Origin of the sequence: Pseudomonas coleopterorum (genome assembly GCF_900105555.1) — a bacterium.
Classification (GTDB): domain Bacteria; phylum Pseudomonadota; class Gammaproteobacteria; order Pseudomonadales; family Pseudomonadaceae; genus Aquipseudomonas; species Aquipseudomonas coleopterorum.
Genome location: NZ_FNTZ01000001.1, coordinates 2269078 through 2286206, shown reverse-complemented (window position 1 = coordinate 2286206; position 17129 = coordinate 2269078). Strand labels below are relative to the sequence as shown.

Sequence of the window (17129 nt, the reverse complement as noted above, 5' to 3'; positions counted from 1 at the left end):
CCATGCACCTGCTGAGAACCCAGCCGGGCGGCTTCGTGCCGGACGACAGCATCGCCGACCTTGGCCAGACGCCTGCCGAACTGGTGATTCTCTGCAGCGGTGATTCGCACCTGGCGCTGCTCGCCGAGGCCAGCGGGCATCTGCCGAAGGACTACCCCAGCCTGCGCCTGGCCAACCCCATGCAGGTGCAGAATCATGCCTCGGTCGACCTCTACGTCGACCAGGTGCTGCGCCACGCCAAGGTCATCCTGATTTCCCTGCACGGCGGCATCGGCTACTGGCGCTACGGCGTCGAGCAGTTGATGCAACTGGCCGAGCAGGGCGTGCAGGTCATCCTGGTACCGGGCTGCGATCGCCCCGATCCCGAACTGGCCGAGCGCTGTACGGTGCCTGCCGAGCAGGCCGACCGCTTGTGGCAGTACCTGCGCCAGGGCGGCATGGGAAACGCGCGCAACCTGTTCGGCTACCTCGGCAATACCTGGTTCGGTCGCGCCGAACCCTGCGAAGCACCTCAGGCCCTGCCACGCACGGTCATCTACCATCCGGCGCAACCGACCGCCGATCTGGCCCACTGGCAGGCGCAGTGGCAAGCGCACTGGCCTGTGGTGCCGTTGCTGTTCTATCGCTCGCACCTGCAGGCGGCCAACACCGGTTTCGTCGATACCTTCTGTGCCAGGCTGCAGGCGGCCGGGCTCAACCCGTTGCCGATTGCCGTGGCCAGCCTCAAGGAAGCGGGGTGCCTTGAGCAGGTCCAGGCGTGGATGGACGAAGTGGATGCGGCGATCATCCTCAACACCACCGGCTTCGCCCAGTCCAGCCCCGAAACCCCGCACCTGCGCCCGTTTCGCCGCGACATTCCAGTGATCCAGGCCATCTGCGCCCAGGACAACCAGGCGCTGTGGCAGGCCAACGCGCAGGGCCTGGGTGCGCGCGATTTGGCCATGCACATTGCCTTGCCGGAGCTGGACGGACGCATCATCAGTCGCGCCATCAGCTTCAAGGACCTGGCCTGGCACAACGAGCGCAGCCAGAGCGACGTGGTGTGCTACCGGGCTCATGTCGAGCGAATGGACTTCGTCGCCGAACTGGCGCGCAAGTGGGCCGCCCTGGCGCGCCTGCCCAATGCCGACAAGCGTGTCGCCCTGGTGCTGGCGAACTACCCGACCCGCGATGGGCGCATCGGTAACGGCGTCGGCCTGGATACCCCGGCGGCGGCGCTGAACATTCTGCGCGCAATGCAGCAGCAGGATTACCCGGTCGCTGATCTGCCCGACAGCGGCACGGCCTTGATCCACGCCTTGCTCGGTGGCGTGACCAACGACCTGGAACAGCTGGACCTGCGCCCCTGTGCCCAGAGCATGGCGCTGGACGATTACCTGGCCGCGTTCGCCTTGCTGCCCGAAGCCAATCAGACCGCCGTCCGCGAACGCTGGGGCGAGCCGGCAGCCGATCCGATGTTCCGCAACGGCCGGATGATGATCGCCGGCCTACGCATGGGCCTGACCTTCGTCGGCATCCAACCCGCCCGTGGCTATCAGGTGGACGTCAGCGCGGTCTATCACGACCCCGACCTGGTGCCGCCCCATGGTTATCTGGCGTTCTATTTCTGGCTGCGCCACACCTATGGCGCCGATGCGCTGATCCATGTCGGCAAGCACGGCAACCTGGAGTGGTTGCCGGGCAAGGGTGTGGGCCTCTCCGAACAGTGCTGGCCCGACGCGATACTGGGGCCGATGCCCAACATCTATCCGTTCATCGTCAACGATCCGGGCGAGGGTGCCCAGGCCAAGCGCCGCACCCAGGCGGTGATCATCGACCACCTGATGCCACCGCTGACCCGCGCCGAAACCTACGGGCCGCTGCGCGACCTGGAACTGCTGGCCGACGAATACTACGACGCGCAGATGCTCGATCCGCGCCGCGCCCAGGCCCTGGAAAAGGACATTCTGGCGTTGGTGCGCGAGACCCGCATCGACCACGAACTGCAGATGGCCGAAGGGGCCGAACCGGCGGATTGGCTGCCACGCCTGGACACCTTCCTGTGCGATCTGAAGGAGTCGCAGATTCGCGACGGTCTGCACGTGTTCGGCGAGTCGCCCCAGGGTCGTCTGCGCGCCGATACCCTGCTGGCATTGCTGCGCATCCCACGGGGCAACGGCCAGGGCGCCCAGGCCAGCCTGCTGCGCGCCTTGGCCAAGGCCTTCGCGCTGGGCTTCGACCCGCTCGACTGCGACCTCGGCGCCCCCTGGAGCGGGCCTCGGCCAGCAGCCTTGGCCGAGCTGACCGCCGAACCGTGGCGCAGCGCCGGTGACGGTCGCGAACGACTCGAGCTGTACGCCGCACAGTTGATCGAACGCGCACTGGACGGCCCTCTGGAGCTGGGTGATGGCTTCGATGACGTGCAACTCATTCTCGGTCACCTGCGCGACACCGTGGCGCCGCGCCTGGATGCCTGCGGGCCGGCCGAGATGCACGGGCTGCTCGCCGCCCTGGCCGGCCGCTTCGTGCCCGCCGGGCCGAGCGGGGCGCCCAGCCGTGGCCGTCTCGACGTGTTGCCCACGGGGCGCAACTTCTTTTCCGTGGACGTGCGCAACCTGCCGACCACCACTGCCTGGCGGATCGGCTTCGCCTCGGCCAACCTGATCCTGGAGCGTCACCTGCAGGACCATGGCGACCACCTGCGTCAGCTGGGCCTGTCGGTATGGGGCACGGCGACCATGCGCACCGGTGGCGACGACATTGCCCAGGCCATGGCCCTGATGGGCGTGCGGCCGGTGTGGGCCACCGGCAGCCAGCGCGTGGACGATTTCGAGATTCTGCCGCTCAGCCTGCTCGACCGCCCGCGGGTGGACGTGACCCTGCGGGTGTCCGGCTTCTTCCGCGACGCCTTCGCCAATCTGCTGCGCCTGTTCGATGCAGCGGTGCAGGCCGTGGCTGCGCTGGACGAGCCCGACGACCTCAACCCCCTGGCGGCCAAGGTTCGCAGCGAACAGGCTCAGTTGCTGGCCGAGGGTGTCTCGGCCGAGCAGGCCGCTCGCGAGGCGGGCTGGCGCATCTTCGGTGCCAAGCCGGGCGCCTATGGCGCCGGTGTGCAAGGTGCCATCGACGGCCGCCTGTGGCAGACCCGCGAAGACCTCGCCGAGGCTTACCTGAACTGGGGTGCCTATGCCTATGGCGCGGATGACGAAGGCACCGCCGCACGCGCGCCGTTCGCGCGGCGCCTGGGCCAGGTCCAGGCGGTGCTGCAGAACCAGGACAACCACGAGCACGACCTGCTCGATTCCAACGACTACTACCAGTTCCAGGGCGGCATGCTCGCCGCCGTGGAAACCCTGAGCGGACAGACGACGGCCAGCTACCACGGCGACCACAGCCAACCCGACGTGCCACGCGTGCGCACCCTGAAGGAAGAGCTGAATCGGGTGGTGCGCGCCCGTGCGGCCAATCCCAAGTGGATCGAAGGGGTCAAGCGACATGGCTACAAAGGCGCCTTCGAACTCGCCGCGACGGTCGACAACCTGTTTGCCTTCGATGCCACCACCCACCTGATCGACGACCATCAGTACGCCTTGCTCACCGACGCCTACCTGCTCGACCCGGACACCCGCGGCTTCCTGCAGGAGCACAACCCTGCGGCCCTGCGCGACATGGCTGAACGCCTGCTCGAAGCTCAGCAACGTGGGCTGTGGGCCGAGCCCGGCGACTACCGTCAGGCCGTGGGAGACCTGCTGCTGGATACCGAAGAAGATGCCTGAAGAGAACCCTGCAATGACCGACACCGTGCACTTTCCGCTGGCCGCCGTGGTGGCCGCCGATTCGCTGAAGCTGGCGCTGTGCCTGGCCGCCATCGACCCGCGCATCGGCGGCGTGCTGATCGAAGGGCCGCGGGGCATGGCCAAGAGCACGCTGGCGCGCGGTCTGGCCGACCTGCTTGCCGATGGCCAGCTGGTGACATTGCCGCTGGGTGCCAGTGAGGACCGTCTCGTGGGTACGCTGGATCTGGAGGCCGCTTTAGGTGAGGGGCGCGCACGCTTTTCGCCCGGTGTGCTGGCCAAGGCCGACGGCGGCGTGCTGTACGTCGATGAGGTCAACCTGCTCGCCGACCATCTGGTCGACCTGCTGCTGGACGTTGCCGCCAGTGGCGTCAACCGCATCGAGCGTGACGGTATTTCCCATACTCATGCAGCGCGATTCGTGCTCATCGGCACCATGAACCCGGAGGAAGGGGAGTTGCGCCCGCAGTTGCTCGACCGATTCGGTTTGAACATCGCCATGGACGGCCAGCCGGCGCCCGCCGAACGTGGCCAGATCATCCGCCGCCGCCTGGCCTTCGACAGCGATCCCCAAGGCTTCTGTGAGCAATGGGCTCCAGCGCAGTCAGCGCTGCGGCTGCGCTGCCAGCAGGCGCGGGAACGCCTCGAATCGATCCCGCTGTGCGATCAGGCGCTGGAAGCCATCACCACCCGTTGTTTCGCCGAGGGCGTGGATGGCCTGCGTGCCGACCTGGTCTGGCTGCGCGCGGCACGGGCCCACGCCGCCTGGCGAGGGGCTGAGCAGATTCTCGACGAGGACGTCGAAGCAGTGGCCGAGTTCGCCCTGCGCCATCGCCGCCAGGCCCCGCGCCAGCCCGAGTCGAAGCCAGCGCCGCCGCCGCCGCCCGCTGCAAGCGCCGCGCAACCTTCCGATCCGGGTCAGGGCCAGTGGGGCGACATGCCCGCCCAGGCCGTTCCGGTAGGTGAACGCCGCAGCGTACCGAGCTGGCCAAAAAAGCCCTGAGCATCCGTCCGCGCCCAGCGGATGCTCGGCCCGGCAAGGGCCACCTCGAACAAGGGCGACAGGGTGCGGCGCGCGCGGCGGCGGCCGGTACGGTGGACTGGCCGGCCACGCTGCTGCAAGGCCGACCGCGCCAGCGCGATGACCTGCGCTGGCAGCAACGTCGCAGCGCGGCGCAGCAACTGTGGCTGGTGGTGGTCGACGCCTCTGCCTCGACCCGCCGGCACGGCGCCCTGGCCGAGGCCAAGGGCGTTCTGGCGCAGGTCTTCGACGATGCCTACTGGCAGCGCGCACGGCTGGCGTTGTTGACTGCCAGTGGCAGCGGGCCAATCTGGCAATGCCACGGCCTGAAAGCCTCGGCAGCCCTGCAACCCTGGCTCGCCGAGCTGGGCGCTGGTGGCGGCACGCCGCTGCTTGCGGCGCTGGATCAGGCCCGTGACTGGTTGAAGCAACGCGGGCGCCGCTATCCCGAGGAGGCCCAGCGCTGCCTGGTGTTCACCGACGGGCGCCTCAAGTCGCTGGACGGCATGGCACCACTGGCCTGCCCGGCATTGCTGGTAGACATGGAGCGGGGGCCGATCCGGTTGGGTCGGGCCCGCACCCTGGCATCGGCATTGAACGCCGAGTACCGGCATCTGGAAGATCTGCCACGGGCCTAGCCTCAGCTGGCCCGGGGGTTGCTCAGGGCCTTGCTCCATACAGGATTGTCACAGCGAGGGCAGGGCAGTGCCTGCTGATCGCGCAGGGTTTCCAGGTGACCGCAGTATTCGCAGGCATACAGGTCTTCACGGTCGACCTTGGTCAATGACACGCGATGCTCGGGCGGCAGGATCGAAAGCCCCGGCTTGACGTCTTCGCGCTCGTGGAAGTACAGGCTGACATCGCCATTGACCTCCAGGATGCCCAGGCGCACCTGCCCCAGGTGCTCGACGCCGCGCAGGCGCAGTTCCATCAGGAACTCGGCGTGGGTGATGTTGCCGCTCTGCAGCGCCTTGAGTTCGAACACGCCGTCGCGAATGATCAAAAACGGTTTGCCTTCCAGCCATTCGCCGAAGCGACCGCTGCGTTCGGTCAGAAAGGTGGTCAGGCGATAGAAGATGATCATCGCCACGAACACCACCAGCACCGGCAGGATGGGCACGTCCTCGTAGAAGGTCACGTCGCCAGCCGCCGAACCCAGCGTCAGGATCACCACCAGCTCGAACAGCGAAAGCTGGCGCACCCCGCGTCGCCCGGCGATCTTGAGGAACAAGAAGACCACCACATAGGCCATCAGCGTGCGGGCGACCACCTCACCGAGAAAGCCCGTGTTGACTTCACCCAGCAGCACACGATGCCAATCGAACGCCTGCATTTCCAATCCCTTGCCTGACCAAAAGCGCCGATTGTACACCCCGCGGTGCTGGCTGTCTGCGAGACGTACCGCTGACGCCCTATGTGGCGTCAAGGGTCCGTGCTGAAGCCTTGGCGGGGGTTAAACGTCAATTTTCCGTTACCATTTTGACGTAAGTTGCAACCCGCTGTTTTTGATGTATTTTCCCGAGCACGTCCATGCAAGGAAAGGCCATGCCTGTGAATTCGAATGCCTACCCCTGCGAGCCTTGCGGACTGTTGGGCGATAGTCAGCCCATGCGCGACCTGTACAAGCTCATCAGCAAATTCGCCGCCACTGACTCACCGGTCTTGATCCACGGTGAGGCGGGCACCGGCAAGCAGTTGATTGCGCGTGCGCTGCACCAGCAGTCCCCGCGCAGGCAGCAGCCATTCATCGTGTTCGACTGCCAGGTCCGCGCCCATCGTCCGGGCCAGACGCCGTTGTTCGCGCCTGGCTGCGGGCAGAGCAATGTGCATCCGCTGTCCGGCAGCGTGCTGCAGGCTGCCGATCGCGGAACCTTGCTGCTGCAACAGGTGCAGGACTTGCCGCTGGACGTTCAGGAGCAACTGCTGCGCTTTCTCCAGCGCAAGGCTGCAGGTGAAGTGGACGTTCGGGTGCTGGCTACCAGCGACACCGATCTGACGCTGGCCATGAGCCGGGGACAGCTGCGCGAAGACCTCTACTATCGACTCAACGTGCTGGAGATCGTCGCGGTGCCCTTGCGCGAACGCTATGGCGACCTGGCCATGCTGGCCAACCATTTCGCGCAACGCTACAGCCGCGAGAACGGCCGACGTCACCGTCCTTTCAGTCAAGAGGCGCTTATTGCCATGGGTGAGCACGACTGGCCGGGCAACGTCCGCGAGCTGGCGAACCGGATTCGCCAGGCGCAGGCACTGGCCCCCGGCAATCAGATCGAAGCCATCGACCTGGGACTGGGTATCGAAACCCTGGTCACCGCGCCGATGGGCACGCTGAACGACTACAAGCACCGTGCCGAGCGTCAGGCGCTTGGCGACGTGCTGCTGCGCCACGGCGGCAACCTGAGCACGGCGGCCAGGGTGCTCGGCGTTTCACGCCCGACACTCTACCGACTGCTGCACAAACATCACATGCGCTGATTGCACGCTAGGGTTGATCCAGAACATGTCGAATGCTCGCCAGCACCTGCGCCTCCCGCGCCAGCCAGTCACCGCTGATCACGGTGCAGGGCAGCGCGTGCGCCTGCAGCCATGCCTGGCTTTGCTGAAAAAAGGTTTGCCGTTGAGCCAGGTCAGGCTGGCAGCGCTGGCCGTCCGCGGACCATTCGACGCCTTCGGGCGAGAGCAGCAGGTGGGCATCGTAGTGGCGCTCCAGCAGCGCAGGTTCAAGCCACGCCGGGCAGTCGTCGAACAGGGTGCGGCTCCACAGCAGGTTGCTCAGCAGGTGCGTGTCGAGCAGCAACAGTGCGGGGTGACTACGGCGAGCGGCATCCTCCCAGGCCAGCTGACCACGGGCGATGGTGTCGATGTCGGCATAGCAGGTGTCGCGCTGCTCTCGGTCGATGAAATGGCGCACGTATTCGCCCACGACCACGGCGCCCATACGCTCGCGCATGCGTTCGGCCAGCCAGCTCTTGCCCGACGACTCCGGCCCGCACAGTACAACCACTTTCATCGCGACATTGCTTCGCTGTTGCGCCACTGGTGCCAGCCGTGAACGGCCAGCATCAGGAACAGGCCATACAGCGCAGCCGTCAGGTACAGGCCCTGATGGATGAACAGACCGACGAAAATGGCATCCAGCACGATCCACAGCGGCCAGCATTGCACGCGTTTGTTGGCCATCCACCACTGCGCCACCAGGCTGAAGCCGGTGAGCAACGCGTCCAGCCACGGCTGGCTGGCATCGCTCCAGGTGGCCATCGCCGCGCCCAGGGCCAGGCCCGCCGCCAGGCCGATGGCCAGCCCACCCAGCAGAGGTCTGGGCGCCAAGCGGGTCACCGCTGGGCCCACGGCTGTCCCATCGCCACGGGTCCACTGCCACCAGCCGTAGACCTGGACGCCGGCGTACACCACCTGCAACAGCATGTTGGAGTACAGCTTGTAGTCGTAGAACACGTACGAATAGATCAGCACCATGACCAGGCCGATCGGCCAGCACAGCCAATTCTGCTTCACGGTCAACCACACCGCGATCACGCCCAGCGTGGCGGCGAACAATTCCAAAGGCGACATGGGCAATCTCAGGCAGGTGCATGCACTGCATGCAAAGTCGGGATTGTAACCTGCGCCGCCGATACTGCGCGCGTCCTGCGCGGTTCACCCGCTGCAAAGATGAAACTTCAGTTCAATCAACACTCACCGACGCCCGCGTGCGGATTTGCACAAGCTGCTCTGTTAGCATCGCGGGGCCCGACGGCAATGAGTTCTATTAAACAGACAGGACCACGCCAGGCGCGGGTCCAATTGGGGGAATGATGGATTTTTGGACCGCCATGCAGGCGCTGATTCTAGGCATCGTGGAAGGCTTGACCGAGTTCCTGCCCATTTCCAGCACCGGTCACCAGATCATCGTGGCCGACCTGATCGGTTTCGGCGGCGAACGGGCCATGGCCTTCAATATCATCATCCAGCTGGGTGCGATATTGGCGGTGGTGTGGGAATTCCGTCGCAAGATCCTCGAAGTGATCACTGGCTTGCCGACCCAACGCAACGCCCAGCGCTTTACCCTGAACCTGTTCATCGGCTTCCTGCCGGCGGTCGTGCTGGGGGTGATTTTCGCCGACAAGATCCACGAATACCTGTTCAACCCCATCACCGTGGCGGTCGCTCTGGTACTGGGTGGTTTCATCATGCTCTGGGCCGAGAAGCGCGAGCATGCCGTGCGTGTGCACCACGTCGACGACATGCGCTGGAGCGATGCCCTCAAGGTCGGTTTCGCGCAGTGCCTGGCGATGATTCCGGGGACCTCGCGCTCGGGCTCGACGATCATCGGCGGCCTGCTGTTCGGTCTGTCGCGCAAGACCGCCACCGAGTTCTCGTTCTTTCTGGCCATGCCGACCATGGTCGGTGCCGCGGTGTATTCGGGCTACAAGTTCCATCACCTGTTTCAGCCGGCCGACTTCCCGGTGTTCGCGCTGGGCTTCGTGGTGTCGTTCATCTTCGCCATGATCGCCGTGCGTGGTCTGCTCAAGTTCATCGCCACCCACAGCTACGCCGTGTTCGCCTGGTACCGCATTGCCTTCGGCCTGATCATCCTGGCGACCTGGCAGTTCGGCTGGATCGATTGGTCCAGTGCGCAAGGCTGATCCGGCGCCCGGTCGGGCGTCTGCGCGGCCGCGCGGTGGTCAGCAGCGCCCGGTGCAATTCCTGGCGCTGAAAATCACGGTATTCGTCGTGCTGTGCCTGCTGCCCTTTCTTGGCCTGTTGCGCCTGGCGATGGCCGGGCATCCGTCGGTGCTGGTGGTCTATGCACTGATGAGCCTCCTGACGGTGGGTTTGTACTGGCACGACAAGCGCCAGGCCCAAGGGCAGGGCCAGCGAACCCCGGAAAAACTGCTGCACGGCGCCGAACTGCTGGGCGGCTGGCCAGGCGCACTCATCGCCCAGCAACTGTTCCGGCACAAGACGCGCAAGGTTTCCTATCAGCTGGTGTTCTGGCTGATCGTAGCACTGCACCAGGCGTTCTGGTTCGATCAGGTCATCTTTGCCGGGCAGCACCTGGGGCTTACGTTCTGACCCTGGCCTCAAGCCTTTCCCCATGAAAAATGCCCCCGCACAGTGTGCGGGGGCATCGGGTGTTGCGCGCGTTGGCTGAGTGCTTAGTGCGCAGCCGCACCACCGTGGGCAGCGGCCAGCTTCTTGGCCTCTACCAGGTGGGCTTTCAGCTTGGGCAGAGTCTCGGTGGCGAATGCCTTGAGCTCTGCGTCTTCACCGTTCTTGATTTCGTCTTCGAAGATCTCGATGGTCGCTTCGTGCGCCTTGACCTGGTTGTTGGCATAGGCCTGGTCGAACGACTTGGCCGAGCGCAGCTCCAGAATCATCGCTTTGGCCTTGTCCAGCAGCTCGGCATCGTCCGAGACGTCGATGTTCTTCTTGTCGGCCAGTGCCTTGAGCTTCTGGTTGGCGGCAGTGTGGTCCTTGACCATCATGTCGGCGAAAGTCTTGACGTCCGCGGCGGTGCCTTTTTCCAGCGCCAGCTTGCCTGCTTCGACTTCAGCCACGCCTTTGGCGGAGGCGTCCTCGACGAAATCATCGGAGGCTGCGAAGGCGCCATGGCTGGCGAGCGAGACGGAAAGGGCGAGGGCAGCGGCGTAGAATTTGGATTTCATGGTCAATTCCTTGTGTAGGGTATGAAGCGGACTGAGCGTTGCAGGCCGTGAAAGTGTGACTGCCGCTGAAACGCAGCAGTTTCATCGGATGTTCATCCATCGCGGGATGCAGCTGCGTAGGGCGATTCAGCCCTTGCTGTGCTCGTCGGACGTTGGGGCGATGGCGACGCCCCGTGGTCCGGCGAAGCCCCAGATGGCCAGCCCGACCAGCGGGAAGATGAAAATCAGTACGGTCCAGCCAATCTTCGTGCCGGAACTCTTGGTGCTTTTCCACACGCTGGCCAGCGCCCACAGATCGAGGAGTAACACGATGACCGCTGCGGCGGTCCAGAAAATCGACGTTTCCATGTGTAGGCTCATTGATCAAGGTAGGTCCTACAGGGGAGGGCCAGCGTGCTCGGCAAGTTCAACCGGATCGGTCGGTGGTTCCGTTTTCGCCTCAATGGGCGTGTCGACTGCCGGTCGGGTCCTGTATCTGGATGATCTGGCCTTTGCTCCATGCGTCTGCACCAGGGTCGATCTGGGGTGTTGGAATGTCGGCGCGCTGTCGTTTCTTCTCCGCGCTGTCGATGCCGAAGCGCTTGTCCCGCTCGCGCACCAGCGCCGGGTCGACCTGGCCATCGCCTGTGAAGCCCATCATCAGTTGCGGCACCCCCAGCGGCAGCTGCTTGTCCAGATCGGTGTGCCAGGTGTGCCAGGTCTTGCCGTAGGTGTTCACCAGCTTGTCCATCAGAGCGTGTTCGGCAGGCGCGGGAATGCCCGGAGCGATCAGCTGGCCAGACTTCACTTCGTGAACGTGGCTGTGCCACAACGCCTTTTCCGCCTTGGGCAGTTGGGCGAAAAGCCGGGCACTGATGATGTACTCAACGCCCATCAGCTTGGCGTCCTTGACGTTGCCGTCATAAATGACGCACTGGATGACTTCCTCGTTGAGGATCGCGCAGTAGTGATGGGCTTCCATCTGCGCACCGGGGTGTCCGTTATAGAAATGAAAGCCATCCAGATAGGCGTTCAATTCATTGATCGGCGGACGTGACTGCAGCGCATTGGCGCCCGCGTCGAGGGTTTTGGTCAGGGCCGTGGTCGGCGCGCCGGGCGCGTCCACTTTGGATGCGCTGTTGTTGCCGGCGCATCCGGCCATGGCCAGAGCGACCAGGCACAGCACTGGAGTGCGCGCGGTACGGCGTGGCGAGAAGAGCGAGCGGGTGCTCATGCTGGAGTCCTTTTCAGTGAGGAGAGTGCGGTGCTGGATCGAACGATCAGGCCGCACAGGGCACTTCATAGAGTGACCGGCACCGTCAGGGTTCAGCTCGGCGAGGGCCGCTCGCCCGTCTGTACAATATTTCACGGAACCGGGGTGTGACTTGGCCCATCCTATGCTGTGTCAGAACCTACCCCCGAGGTTTTGCCAAGGAAGAGCGCCGCGATGGTCCGTCGTTGTGCAGTAATCGTTTCTCTGCTGCTGTTGAGCCTGCTTTCGGTGCAGGCTCAAGCGAATCCTCACGCCCGCTGGAACGTGGGCTATCACTTGCTGACCTTCAACGACCCGCTCGACGACCAGCCGATGCACGCCTATGCCTTCTATCCGACCCAGGACCGCACCCATCCGGCACGTCTGGGCGGCTACAGCATCGACGCGCAGCAGGACGCGGCAGTCGCTATCGGTCGCTTCCCGCTGTTGATGCTGTCCCACGGCAATACCGGCACGCCGCTGGCGCTGCACGACTTGATCACCGCGCTGACGCGCAAGGGCTTCGTCGTGGTGGCGGTCGTGCACCCGGGCGACAATGCCCAGGATCACAGCCGGTTGGGCAAACTCAGCAATCTTTACGGACGGCCGCTACAGATCTCGCAAGCCATTACTGCAGCGCTGGGTGATTCGATGCTGTCGCCTTTCGTGAACACCCATGCGGTCGGTGTGATCGGTTATTCGGCAGGCGGCGAAACCGCCTTGATTCTGTCCGGTGCACGGCCTGATCTGCAGCGCCTGCGCAAATACTGCGAAGAGCGACCCTACGACGCCGATGCCTGCCAGACCCGCGGGGAACTGGAAGCCGATCGGGATGACCTGACCCCAGAGGCCGACCCACGTGTGCGTGCACTGCTGCTGATGGCGCCGTTGAGCCTGATGTTCGGTCGCCAGACCCTGGCCGAAGTCCATCTGCCTACGCTGATCTACAGCGGCGACAATGACCAACTTGTGGCCATCGACAAGAATGCCGAAGCGCTGGCGCGCAAGTTGCCGGGCAACACCGACTATCGCCTGCTGCCCGGCGCCGGTCACTTCGTGTTCATGGCCCCGTGCACGGACGAACAGCGCAGCGCCTCGCCGGTGCTGTGCACCGATGCTGATGGCGTGGACCGCGAAGGTATCCACCGCGACCTTATTCACGAGGCGGGCAAGTTCTTCACCCACACCCTGGGTCGGCCTTCACGCGCCGGCCTGCAGACCGCCGATCACTGATCCTGTCGCGACAGCCACGCGGTCAGCCCCAGGGCGATCAGGGAGAGGCCGGCCGCCAAAGCGAAGATCGAGCCATAGCCAAACCCGGCCGCCACCGCACCCATCACCGGGCCGGCGATCGCCAAGGCCAAATCGAAGAAGACCGCGAACGCACTCAGGCCCGCGCCCCGGCTGGTGCCGGGCACCTTGTGGATGGCCAGCACGCCCAAGGCTGGATAGACCAGCGACAATCCCAACCCAGCCAAAGCCGCGCCCGCCAGGGTGAAGATCGGTGAAGGAGCCAGCCACAGCATGGCCAGGCCGACCACTTCGGTGGCGATACAGGCCATGGCCACGGTGGAGCCACCCAAATGGTTGATGCTGTTGATGAACACCAGGCGCGCCGCGATGAAACTGATGCCAAAGGCGGTCAGGCACCACGCTGCGCCTTCCCAGCCGCGCTCCACGTAATACAGGGTGATGAACGTGGTGAGGGTGCCATAGCCGATCGAGGCCAGCATCAGGCTCATGCCATGGGGCGCGACCCGGCCGAAGGCGGACCAGAACGGCATGCGCTCACCCCGCACGACGGGTGACGCCGGTGTGTCACGGATCATCCACAAGCCCAGAGCGCTCAGGGCCATGAGCGCAATGCCGAGGCTCCAGAACCCGGCGAAGGCCACCATCAATACGCCCAGCGGGGCGCCGATGGCGATGGCGCCATAGGAGGCGATGCCGTTCCATGAGATCACCTTGGCCATGTGTTCGGCGCCGACGCGGCTGATTCCCCAGCTGCTGGTACCTACCCCGATCGCGCCTTGCGCCAGGCCGAGGACCACACGCCCGGCGATCAGCACGCCCAGGCTCCACTGCGGCACGCTGTGCAGAAACACCGAGACGAACGTCAGCGCTCCGCTGATGCCGATACCGATCAGGCCGTAGACGATGGTGCGTTTGGTGCCCAATGCGTCGGCCATGCGTCCGGCGCTGGGCCGGCTGAGCAGCGTCGCCAGGTACTGCGCGCCGATCACCACGCCGGCGGCCACCGCACTGAACCCTAAGTGGTCGTGCACGTAGCCGGGCAGCACCGCGATGGGCAGTCCGATCGAGATGAAGGCAATGAACGTGTAGAACACGATGGAGATGATTTGCAGGGTGATCGAGGACGAAGAGGGCGTTGCAGGTTGGGCAGACTCAGTCATGGGCTCGTTCGCAAGCGTGCGGTTGAGGTCCCCTTGCACAGGGAACGTTGGTTAAAGCAAAGCAGGCTATCGATTATTTGCAACCTCAACACAACGCGCCCTTGTAGCAGCGGCGCAAGCCGCGTCCGACCTCACCGCATTACATCAGGCACACCGCGTGAACCCATGACGCGGCTCGCGCCGCTGCTACAAATACGGCGCAAGCCGCGTCCAGCCTCACCGCATTGCATCAGGCACACCGCGTGAACCCATGACGCGGCTCGCGCCGCTGCTACAGGGGTTGTTCCAGCAATGCGATGGTTTTCGCATCGCTCTCGCCGTCGAAAAATCGATCCAACACCTGCTGGAAGCACGCCTGCTCAGGTGCCACGCTGGCAAACAAGGTCATGCACGAGCGCAACTTCGTGTCATCGGGGGTGCCGAACATCGCCCTGGCGCTCTGACCGGAATGCTCCAGCACCGTACGTGTGCATTCCAGCAGGCGCGCACCCAATAATGGATTGTTCAGATAAGCCGTCGCCTCGGCCGCACCGCTGATCGCATAGAAGCGCGCCGTCTCGCTATGACCGAGGCCAGCCAATTGGGGAAAGATGAACCACATCCAATGGCTGCGTTTGCGGCCACTGCGCAGTTCTTCGAGGACATCGGGGTACACGGCGCGCTGGGCGTCGATGAAGCGGTTGAGATCGAAGGTATCGTTCATGGCCAGTAGATCCCGCAGGGATTGTGTGCAGTTCTGGCCACGGTCGCGCAACGGAGTTCCATCAACCAGACCAGACCAGACCAGACCGTCAGCCTTCGGCCAATAGCACTTCCACACCCAGCTTGCGAATGGCCTCGGCGGCCACCTCGGTGAGCTCGTTGTCGCTGATGACCACATCGAACTGCTCGAGGCCGGCGATCTTGTACATCCCGAACGTGCCGTACTTGGAGCTGCTGGTGATCAGCACCCGCTGGGACGCCGCCTGCATCGCCACCTGCTTGACCTCGACCTTGAGCGCCGAAGGGGTGGTGATGCCCCGTTGCAGGTCCCAGGAACTGGTGGACATGAAGGCAATGTCGGTGGCCAGCTGGCGTAACGTCGCCACCGCCAGGCCCCCGACGCAGGAACGATTGGGGTGATCCAGCAGGCCGCCGGTGTGGATGACATCCACATGCACCGCTTCAGCCAGGGCATGCACGATGCCGAAGTCGTTGGTCACCACGGTCATGCCCGACAGGGCAGCTATGTGCGGGACGATCTCCAGCGTGCTGGTGCCGGCATCCAGATACACTGTCATGTCATTGCGCAGCAAAGCTGCGGCCAGAACCGCCATGGCCTGTTTCTGTGGCTGTTCGGCGACCGCCTTGGACTGGTGACTGGGCTCGCTGTGCAACTGGCTGGCGATGCGCACACCGCCAGGCACCGAATACGCCCGGCCTTCCTGCTCCAGCACACTGATATCACGGCGCACGGTCATGTGCGAGCAGTCGAACATTTCTGTCAGCTGGTGCACGCTGAGCACCTGGTGCTTGCGCAACTGGCGCAGGATCTGTTCCCGGCGCTGGTCCGGAATCATCGGTGCGGCGCCAGTGATGGCGAGGTCCTCGTCGGTGGGCATTCAGGCTCCGTGGCGTGCAGGCAGATAGTCAGGCGGCCATCTTAGCGAATCACCGCTTCGATCAATAGAACACCGAGCAAACCGATCACCGATTGCAGACACAGCATCAGGGTCCATGTGCGGAAGGTCTGCGCCACACTGAGCTGAAAGTATTCCTTGAACAGCCAGAAGCCCGAATCGTTGACGTGGGACAGCATCACGGCCCCCGAGGCGGTAGCCAGTACCAGCAACTCCGGTGACAGGCCCGGATAGGCCAGTGCCAGAGGCGCGACGATCCCGGTGGCAGCGACGGTGGCAACGGTCGCCGAACCGACGCAGATGCGCAGCAGTGCCGCGATGCCCCAGCTTAGAATCAGTGGATTCACCGCCCAGCCCGAGGCATGGTGAGTGATCAGTGCATCCAGGTGAATGGTGGTGAGCATTTCCTTGAAGCCGCCGCCGGCACCCAGGATCATCACGATCGCGCCCAGCGGTGCCAGACCCTGGCTGGCCATCTTCTGCACCTGGCCCAGGTTGAACCCGGCGCGCAGGCCCAAGGCGAAGAAGGCAAAGATGACCGCGATCAACAACGACAGGATCGGGTTGTTCAAGGCGTTGAATACCGCATAGGCCATCGAGCCCTTGACGCTGAAGGCCAGGCCCAGGGTACCGACCAGCATCAGGCCGGGCGGTAGCAGCACGGCGATGATCGACGACAGCAGTGACACCTGGTTTTGATCGGGGCTGACTTCACGCGCACCCACCGGGCCGGCGGTAAGGTCAGGCGCCGGGCCGAACCAGGGGCTGATCAGGCGGGTGAAAATCGGCCCGCAGATGATCGCGGTGGGCACGGCGATCAACAAGCCGTAGAAGATGGTCAGGCCGGTGTTGGCGTGGAACGCGGCGACCGCCAGCGTCGGCGCGGGGTGGGGCGGCAGCAGGCCGTGGGACACGTACAGGCCCGCGGCGAGCGGCAGACCGATGTAGAGCAGATGGCTATGGGTGCGCTTGGCCACCGTATACACCAATGGCGCCAGCATGATGAAGCTGACGTCGAACAGGTGTGGCATGCCGATCAGCAAGGCGGCGGCGCAGATCGCCCAAGGCGCGTACTGCACCGGACGCTGGCCGATGAACGCATTGGCGATGCGGTCGGCGCCGCCGGACCCCAGCAGGATGCCGCCCAGCAGCGTACCCAGACCAATGACCGGCCCGGTCTTGGCCAGCGCCGAGCCGAAGCCCTTGGCGAAGCTGTCGATGGTCTCGCCGGCGCCCGCACCACTGAGCAGGCCAAGGCCGATCGCAGTGAGGGTCAGGGCCAGGAACGGGTTGAGCTTGAGCTTGGTGATGAGCAGGATCAACACCACGATGGCGCCGGCGGCCATCGCGAAAATCAGCAGTTCGCTATTCATGTTTTTATGGAACCTGTGAAGTGGACGTCGGT

General features: G+C 64.6%; 17 protein-coding genes. 7 read left to right on the top strand and 10 right to left on the bottom strand.

The genetic code is table 11. From position 1 onward, the window contains the following. Window positions 1-2 precede the first annotated feature (2 nt). Genes cobN through BLV18_RS10235 form a run of 3 tightly spaced genes read left to right on the top strand, consistent with a single transcriptional unit; the run spans window position 3 to window position 5432 of the window. Complete coding sequence (cobN, locus tag BLV18_RS10245; protein ID WP_090358264.1) at window positions 3-3755, top strand: cobaltochelatase subunit CobN; 3753 nt, start codon at window positions 3-5, stop codon at window positions 3753-3755. Window positions 3756-3768: 13 nt separating this feature from the next. Further along, window positions 3769-4776 carry a magnesium chelatase ATPase subunit I gene (locus tag BLV18_RS10240; RefSeq protein WP_090362200.1) on the top strand — a complete coding sequence of 336 codons (1008 nt, stop codon included), beginning with the start codon at window positions 3769-3771 and terminating at the stop codon, window positions 4774-4776. Beyond that, complete coding sequence (locus tag BLV18_RS10235) at window positions 4758-5432, top strand: vWA domain-containing protein (protein ID WP_090358262.1); 675 nt, start codon at window positions 4758-4760, stop codon at window positions 5430-5432. Before BLV18_RS10240 ends, BLV18_RS10235 begins: the two co-directional genes overlap by 19 nt. 2 nt (window positions 5433-5434) lie before the next feature. Here BLV18_RS10235 and BLV18_RS10230 read toward each other — a convergent pair whose 3' ends face one another. After that, window positions 5435-6127 (bottom strand): DUF421 domain-containing protein, encoded by a 693-nt coding sequence (locus BLV18_RS10230; RefSeq protein WP_090358260.1) that lies wholly within the window; start codon window positions 6125-6127, stop codon window positions 5435-5437. Window positions 6128-6339: 212 nt separating this feature from the next. On the opposite strand from BLV18_RS10230, the gene BLV18_RS10225 reads away from it, so the two are divergent. Continuing rightward, the gene (locus BLV18_RS10225) at window positions 6340-7269 is read left to right on the top strand and encodes a sigma 54-interacting transcriptional regulator (protein WP_244156838.1); all 930 of its coding nucleotides are present in this window, start codon (window positions 6340-6342) and stop codon (window positions 7267-7269) included. 7 nt (window positions 7270-7276) lie between these two features. Here the strand turns inward: BLV18_RS10225 and BLV18_RS10220 are convergent, their stop codons facing one another. Then, window positions 7277-7804, bottom strand: coding sequence for an AAA family ATPase (locus tag BLV18_RS10220; protein ID WP_090358256.1), 528 nt, complete (start codon window positions 7802-7804; stop codon window positions 7277-7279). Further along, entirely contained in the window at window positions 7801-8364 is a 564-nt protein-coding gene (gene pnuC, locus BLV18_RS10215) for a nicotinamide riboside transporter PnuC (protein ID WP_090358254.1), read from the bottom strand. The genes BLV18_RS10220 and pnuC overlap by 4 nt, the downstream gene beginning before the upstream one ends. Before the next feature lie 242 nt (window positions 8365-8606). Between pnuC and BLV18_RS10210 the strand changes: the two genes are divergently transcribed. After that, window positions 8607-9437, top strand: coding sequence for an undecaprenyl-diphosphate phosphatase (locus BLV18_RS10210; RefSeq protein ID WP_056843411.1), 831 nt, complete (start codon window positions 8607-8609; stop codon window positions 9435-9437). Further along, window positions 9424-9867, top strand: coding sequence for a DUF1294 domain-containing protein (locus tag BLV18_RS10205; protein WP_375143151.1), 444 nt, complete (start codon window positions 9424-9426; stop codon window positions 9865-9867). Before BLV18_RS10210 ends, BLV18_RS10205 begins: the two co-directional genes overlap by 14 nt. Before the next feature lie 83 nt (window positions 9868-9950). On the opposite strand, the gene BLV18_RS10200 is transcribed toward BLV18_RS10205, so the two are convergent. The 3 genes from BLV18_RS10200 to BLV18_RS10190 form a co-directional block, all read right to left on the bottom strand. Continuing rightward, window positions 9951-10460 carry a DUF4142 domain-containing protein gene (locus tag BLV18_RS10200; RefSeq protein ID WP_049859610.1) on the bottom strand — a complete coding sequence of 170 codons (510 nt, stop codon included), beginning with the start codon at window positions 10458-10460 and terminating at the stop codon, window positions 9951-9953. Between the two features lie 126 nt (window positions 10461-10586). Then, window positions 10587-10808 (bottom strand): PLD nuclease N-terminal domain-containing protein, encoded by a 222-nt coding sequence (locus BLV18_RS10195; protein ID WP_049859611.1) that lies wholly within the window; start codon window positions 10806-10808, stop codon window positions 10587-10589. A gap of 91 nt (window positions 10809-10899) precedes the next feature. Further along, complete coding sequence (locus BLV18_RS10190; RefSeq protein ID WP_286916182.1) at window positions 10900-11601, bottom strand: OBAP family protein; 702 nt, start codon at window positions 11599-11601, stop codon at window positions 10900-10902. Window positions 11602-11886: 285 nt separating this feature from the next. Here BLV18_RS10190 and BLV18_RS10185 point away from each other — a divergent pair, with 285 nt between their 5' ends. Next, entirely contained in the window at window positions 11887-12924 is a 1038-nt protein-coding gene (locus BLV18_RS10185; protein ID WP_090358250.1) for an alpha/beta hydrolase family protein, read from the top strand. On the opposite strand, the gene BLV18_RS10180 is transcribed toward BLV18_RS10185, so the two are convergent. From BLV18_RS10180 to BLV18_RS10165, 4 genes are all read right to left on the bottom strand, one after another. Continuing rightward, complete coding sequence (locus BLV18_RS10180; RefSeq protein WP_090358247.1) at window positions 12918-14105, bottom strand: MFS transporter; 1188 nt, start codon at window positions 14103-14105, stop codon at window positions 12918-12920. The genes BLV18_RS10185 and BLV18_RS10180 overlap by 7 nt on opposite strands. 271 nt (window positions 14106-14376) lie before the next feature. Beyond that, window positions 14377-14808 (bottom strand): DUF1810 domain-containing protein, encoded by a 432-nt coding sequence (locus BLV18_RS10175; protein ID WP_090362195.1) that lies wholly within the window; start codon window positions 14806-14808, stop codon window positions 14377-14379. An 88-nt stretch (window positions 14809-14896) separates the two neighbouring features. Continuing rightward, window positions 14897-15706: a DeoR/GlpR family DNA-binding transcription regulator gene (locus BLV18_RS10170; protein ID WP_090358245.1), complete on the bottom strand. Its 810-nt coding sequence runs from the start codon at window positions 15704-15706 to the stop codon at window positions 14897-14899. 41 nt (window positions 15707-15747) lie between these two features. Further along, complete coding sequence (locus BLV18_RS10165; protein ID WP_090358243.1) at window positions 15748-17097, bottom strand: GntT/GntP/DsdX family permease; 1350 nt, start codon at window positions 17095-17097, stop codon at window positions 15748-15750. Between the last annotated feature and the right edge of the window lie 32 nt (window positions 17098-17129).